The 6,148-nt window shown below is 52.8% G+C and carries 4 protein-coding genes; all 4 read left to right on the forward strand.

Features of this window, described 5'->3' with window-relative positions; all coding sequences use genetic code 11:
• Positions 1-101 precede the first annotated feature (101 nt).
• The 4 genes from RBR60_RS16055 (at position 102) to RBR60_RS16070 (ending at position 6,147) form a co-directional block, all read left to right on the forward strand.
• Positions 102-2,900, forward strand: a complete 2,799-nt coding sequence (locus tag RBR60_RS16055; protein ID WP_320358666.1) for an SLBB domain-containing protein — start codon at positions 102-104, stop codon at positions 2,898-2,900.
• A 42-nt stretch (positions 2,901-2,942) separates the two neighbouring features.
• The gene (locus tag RBR60_RS16060; RefSeq protein WP_320358668.1) at positions 2,943-3,953 is read left to right on the forward strand and encodes a Wzz/FepE/Etk N-terminal domain-containing protein; all 1,011 of its coding nucleotides are present in this window, start codon (positions 2,943-2,945) and stop codon (positions 3,951-3,953) included.
• A 67-nt stretch (positions 3,954-4,020) separates the two neighbouring features.
• Positions 4,021-5,070, forward strand: coding sequence for a dTDP-glucose 4,6-dehydratase (gene rfbB, locus RBR60_RS16065; RefSeq protein ID WP_320358670.1), 1,050 nt, complete (start codon positions 4,021-4,023; stop codon positions 5,068-5,070).
• A gap of 15 nt (positions 5,071-5,085) precedes the next feature.
• Entirely contained in the window at positions 5,086-6,147 is a 1,062-nt protein-coding gene (locus RBR60_RS16070) for an Rpn family recombination-promoting nuclease/putative transposase (RefSeq protein ID WP_320358672.1), read from the forward strand.
• Position 6,148: the final 1 nt, after the last annotated feature.

The raw sequence follows: 6,148 nt of genomic DNA on the forward strand, positions 1-6,148 counted from the left end.
CCACTTGAAAGGTTGTTTTGTTTTTGGTAATGAATTTTCGATATTTTTTATGAAAATCATTTCCATAAACGCCACCTGCGACATGTGAGGATTGTGCTTGAATGCTACATAAACGGATTTTCTGGATCTTTTTGACTCTCCTCTTCTGTCTTCCCGCCTTTGCCATTCAGGTCACTGAAGCGGAAAAAGAAGCCTTTAAAAAGCTTTCCCCAGCAGAGCAGCAGCAGGTCCTTCAGCAGGTGGGGGGATCTGCGCCTTCTTCCACACCGGCGACGGAGACGGTTGTGCCGATTCCTGTGGTTAAGCCCAGGGCTGCGGCGGAGCCCGAGCCTGAGGTATTGCAGAAAAAGCAGGATCAGCGGGAGCTGACCAAGGATGAAGCCCAGGAAAGGGAGCTTCCCACACGGGAGCTTTTTGACCGCATGAAGCGTTCCAGGGAAGAGCTGCCCCACTTCGGGTACAGCCTTTTTGCAGGAGCGCCCACCACCTTTGCGCCGGTTTCCGATGTGCCCGTTCCGGAAGGGTATATCATCGGGCCAGGCGACCATATCCGTGTGCAGATTTACGGGAATCAAAACCGGATTCTGGACCTTGAGGTGAACCGGGAAGGGATCATCCAGATGCCGGATCTGGGGCCAAAGCCTGTGGCGGGCCTTACTTTCACGGATATGCGTCAGGATCTGGAAGATACCATCCGCAGGCATTTCATTGGCGCACAAAGCAGCATTACCCTGGGAAAACTGCGGTCTTTTCAGGTTTTTGTTTTAGGGGAAGCCTTTAAGCCGGGGAGTTATGCCGTAAGCGGCCTTGCCACCATGACCCATGCCCTGTACGTATCCGGCGGAGTGCGGGAGACGGGTTCTTTGCGGAAAATCCAGCTGCGCAGGGCAGGAAGGCTTGTGGGCGAGCTGGATCTTTATGACCTCCTGCTGAAGGGAGATACGGCCTCTGACCTGCGGCTTCAGGCCGGAGACACGGTTTTTGTTCCTCCCAGGGGAGATTCGGTGGCTTTGGCGGGTGCTGTGATCCGGCCAGGGATCTATGAATTCCGTAAGGAAAATACGGTGCGGGATCTTCTCAGTCTGGCGGGGGGCCTTCTGCCTTCGGCTCAGATGAAAGATGCGAGACTTTTACGCATGGAGGAGGAGCATCGCTTTTCGCGGCTGGACCTTAACACGAAAAAAGATCTGGATCGTCGCCTGAAAAACGGGGACATGGTGCAGATTCTTTCCCTTCCGCCCCAGGTGGTGGATTCTGTGGTCATCACGGGCCATGTGTTTCAGGATGTGGTGGTGGCCTGGCAGAAAGACCTGCGCATCGGAGATATTCTGCCCGATCCTTCCCGACTGCCCAGGCACATGGACCCCTACTTTGCTGTGCTGCGGAGCAATGCCGGACCTTTCAGGGAAAGCCGGATTCAGATTTTCAACCCGGATAAAGCCCTGCAAAGGGATCCTTTACACAACCTGAACCTCACCCCAGGGGATGAGATCACCCTTTTTGATACACGCCAGAATCGCAGCAACCAGTTGACAACTCTGGTGAGCATTCTGCGCAGCCAGGCCCGATTCCCGGATTTTCCCCAAGTGGTTTCCGTGGATGGGGCTGTTCGCTTTACGGGAAGTTACCCTCTGTTCACGGGAATGGGACTCCGGCGTCTGCTGCAGGATGTGGCCATGGTGCGCTCGGAAGCGGATCTTGGGTATGTGCTGGTGCGTCGCCTTGGAGAAAAGCCTGGGACCATAGAGGTTCTGAATCTCAACCTCATGGAAGAGGGGGAGGATCTTCTGCTGGCTCCGGATGATCAGGTGCTGGTGTTTGATCACAGAAAGGACAGGGCCGAGCTTGTGGAGCCCATGGTGCAGCGGCTCCGTTCCCAGGCTTCGCGGGAACAAGGAGCCCAGGTGATTCGGGTTGGGGGGCGGGTGCGTTTTCCTGGCATCTATCCCTATCATGCAGGAATGACCCCTGCGGATCTGATCCGGATTTCCGGTGGTCTTCTGGACTCCGCCCTGCCCCACAGTATGGAGATTTCCCGGAGACAGGTGACGGACAAAGGGGCGCTTGTGCGCCATGTGCCTGTGGATGTTCCTGAAGAGGCCCTGGATCAGTTTGCCCTGATGGCCGAAGACCATCTCATGATCAAACGCATTCCCAACTGGAATGAGGTGGAAACCGTAACCCTGCGGGGCGAGGTTCTTTACCCCGGAGTTTATCCCATTTTCAAGGGAGAAACCCTGCGTCAGGTTCTGGAAAGGGCAGGAGGGGTCACGGAGTATGCCTTCATTGACGGGGTGGTATTCCTGAGGGAAGATCTCAAGCGTCTGGAAAAGGAGCGGTATGCCAGTTACACGGCCCAGCTGAGAAGCCAGATTGCGGCCCAGTCCATGGAAAGACGGGAGCTGGATCAGGATAAAAACGCCATGGTTATGGGCCTGATTCATCAGCTGGACACAGCCGAGCCTGTGGGGCGCCTTGTCATTGATTTTGCAGAACTTCTGGTGAACAGAAAAAGTCGGGATATTATTTTAAAGGATGGGGACCAGCTCTTTGTACCTTCCATGGTGCAGGAGGTGACGGTGATGGGGGAAGTGCAGTACCCCACCTCCCACTTGTATGCGGATAGAAGCACGATTTTTGATTATATCGGAAGGTCGGGCGGACTCACGGCCAAGGCAGCGGAAAAATATATCTATGTGGTGAAGGCGGATGGCAGCGTGATTCCCTATCGCCCCAGCCGGTTTGGGCCGAGAAATACGGATATCTCACCGGGCGACACCATCATTGTTCCCTTTGACGTGGAGGCTGTGGCTCCCCTTGTTTTCTGGGGGGATATCACCAAGATTCTTTACCAGCTCAGTACCTCCGTTGCAGCGCTTAAGGTTATCGGCGTTTTCTGATCATGACATGTTCGCAGCATTCAGCGGAAAGATATGGGATATATGCAGGATTCTTTTCATAAAGATGCGGGGTTTGAAAGGCAGGGGCAGCAGGCGATTCCTCCCCAGTGGGGCTATCCGGCCGGACTCCCGTGGCAGGGAGGGGCTCAGGACGATGAAATTGATCTTCTGGAGCTGATTCGTGTACTCTGGGATGGAAAATGGTGGATTGTTCTCATTGGTTTTCTCTGTTCTTCCCTGGCCCTTATCTATGCCTTGGTCACGCCTAACCAGTATCTGTCTGAAGTGGTGCTGGCTCCTGCCGTATCGGAACAGAAGGGTGGACTTTCCAGCCGCTTTGGGGGTCTTGCCGCCATGGCGGGCATTGACATGGGGTCGGCGGGTGTGGATAAAACCACCATTGCTCTGGAGGTGGTGAAATCCAGGGACTTTATCACTTCCTTTATCCATAAGCATGAGCTGCTTGTTCCCCTGTTTGCAGCAGAGAAGTGGGATAGGGATAGGGGAGAGTGGGTGATTAACTCAGAGGTATATGATACAGAAAAGAAAGTCTGGGTCCGGGAGGTGGATCCGCCCAAAACCCCCCAGCCTTCGGATTGGGAGGCATATAAACGCTTTGTTGCAATGTTGTCTGTGAATCAAGCCAAGGATACGGGTATTGTCCGTATCGGCATCACCAGCCTGTCTCCCCTATACTCCAAGATATGGACAGAAGCTTTGGTGAGGGAGCTGAACCAGGTGATGCGGGAGCGGGATGTGGCGGAGGCCCATCGGAGCATTGCTTACCTTGAAAAGGAGCTTGAAAAGACCTCTGTGACCCAGATGCAGCAGGTTTTTTATAAGTTGATTGAAGAGCAGACCCAAACCAAGATGTTGGCACGGGTTCGGGATGAGTACATTTTTAAGACCATAGATCCGGCAGTTGTTCCTGAAGAAAAGGTGAAACCCAAGCGCCTTCTCATCCTCATTGTGGGCGGTATGGCGGGCGGAATGCTGGGCATCTTTTTTGTCTTTGCCCGGCATGCTTATAAGGGCATGCGGGCACGCTGGTAGAAAAAAGGGGGGTAACCCCCTTTAACGCTGAAAAGGGGGCTTCCCCCTTTTTTTGTTGGGGGACATCATGAAAATACTGGTTACCGGAGGCGCGGGTTTTATCGGCTCTGCCCTGATCCGCCACATCATTGCCCATACGGAAGATTCTGTGGTGAATGTGGATAAGCTGACCTATGCCGGGAATCTGGACTCTCTGGGGGAGGCTTCCTCAAGCCCTCGCTATGCATTCGCCCATGTGGATATCTGTGATGGATCAGCGCTGAAAAGGGTGTTTGACATCCATGAGCCTGATGCTGTCATGCACCTTGCTGCAGAAAGCCACGTGGATCGCTCCATTGATGGCCCTGCGGCCTTCATTGAAACCAACATTGTGGGAACTTACATTCTGCTTGAGACGTGCAGGTTTTACTGGCAGGACCTGGATGCAGAGCGGAAAGGGTTTTTCAGGTTTCATCACATTTCAACGGATGAAGTGTACGGCGATCTTGAAGGGCCGGGAGCCCTTTTCACAGAAACCACGCCCTATGCTCCCAGCTCCCCTTATTCCGCAAGCAAGGCCAGTTCGGACCACCTGGTCCGGGCATGGCACAGAACCTATGGCCTGCCCACCCTGGTGAGCAATTGCTCCAACAATTATGGTCCTTACCATTTTCCTGAAAAACTTATTCCCCACATGATTCTCAATGCCCTGCATGGCAAGCCCCTGCCCGTGTACGGCAACGGACAGCAGGTTCGTGACTGGCTTTACGTGGAAGACCATGCCCGCGCCCTTTACCGGGTTGTGACGGCTGGAGAAGTTGGAGAAACCTACAATATCGGCGGACACAATGAAAAGCGTAACCTCGAAGTTGTGGAAACCCTCTGCGAGCTGCTTGAAGAGATGGCCCCGGAAAATCCCCATAGCCGTGCAAACAGGGAAGGGGGCTTTCGATCTCTCATCACCTTTGTGAAGGACAGACCTGGCCATGACCTGCGCTATGCCATTGACGCAAGCAAGATTGAAAGGACGCTGGGCTGGAAGCCTGAGGAAAGCTTTGAAAGCGGCCTCCGTAAAACCGTAGCCTGGTATCTTGAAAATGAATCCTGGTGGCGAAAAAAGGGGTCAGACCCCTTTTAGGAAAGGAGCCACTCCATGGGCCATCATGACCAGTTTTTCAAACAGGTATTTTCCGATAAAAACCATGCTGTGGATTTTATCCGCGCCGTTCTGCCCCCGGATTTGAGGGATGGGCTTGATTTCGGTAGCTTTCAGGCGGAAAAGGATTCTTTTGTGGGTGAGGAGTTGTCTGAATACTTTTCAGACCTTGTTTATTCCTGCCGCCTGAAGGATACAAAGATCCGCATTGCTCTTCTTTTTGAACACAAAAGCTATGTGGATCATGATCTGCCTTTTCAGCTGATCCGCTACATGTCGGGTATCTGGGATAACTGCCAAAGACAGAAAAAAGAACGCACCCCAGTAGTCCCCATTGTGATTTACCATGGTCTCGAACACTGGGCACCTGGCCCGTTAAGCAGCGGCTTTAAAAGTCTTGACCCGTCTGTCCGCCCTTTTGTTCCGGATTCCGAGTATCTTTTCATCCATTTGTCCCGATGGCCTGATGAACTTATCCGGGAAACGCTTTTTTCTCTGGCCTCTCTCAAGCTTTCCGTTCTGGTCTTAAAGCACATCTTTCAACCCGATGTACTCAAAGTTCATCTTCGTGACTATTTTGAGGTGGGTGCCGCACTTTTTGAAGCGGAAGAAGGGATGCAGTTTTTAAAAATCATGATAGAATACATCTTCAAAACCACGGAGATTCAGCCGGAATACGTGGCTGAAACCATGGGTTCTGTCAGCATTCAGGGAAAGGAGCTTGCCATGACAACAGCGGAAAGATTGATGAATGAAGGGCATATGCGGGGCCGGATGGAAGGCCGTGAAGAAGGCCGTGAAGAAGGCCGGGAAGAAGGTCGTGTAGAAGGCCGGGAAGAAGGTCGTGTAGAAGGCCGTGAAGAAGGGCGTGAAGAAGGGCGTGAAGAAGGTATTTATCTTGAGAAATTTCAGACAATCATGAAACTCCGTAAAATCAACATGAAGCCCGAACAGATTGCAGAAATTACAAACCTTACTCCTGAAAAGATCGAAGCAGTTTTTGCCGCAGGAGACAAGGGGCTGGATCTGTTGATGCCCAAAGATGGCTCCCTCAATTAGC

The organism is Desulfobotulus sp., from assembly GCF_034006065.1.
Classification (GTDB): domain Bacteria; phylum Desulfobacterota; class Desulfobacteria; order Desulfobacterales; family ASO4-4; genus Desulfobotulus.

Coding starts and splice junctions, on each gene's coding strand:
- rfbB (WP_320358670.1), top strand. CDS start 4,021: ATGAAAATACTGGTTACCGGAGGCGCGGGTTTTATCGGCTCTGCCCTG.
- RBR60_RS16060 (WP_320358668.1), top strand. CDS start 2,943: ATGCAGGATTCTTTTCATAAAGATGCGGGGTTTGAAAGGCAGGGGCAG.
- RBR60_RS16055 (WP_320358666.1), top strand. CDS start 102: ATGCTACATAAACGGATTTTCTGGATCTTTTTGACTCTCCTCTTCTGT.
- RBR60_RS16070 (WP_320358672.1), top strand. CDS start 5,086: ATGGGCCATCATGACCAGTTTTTCAAACAGGTATTTTCCGATAAAAAC.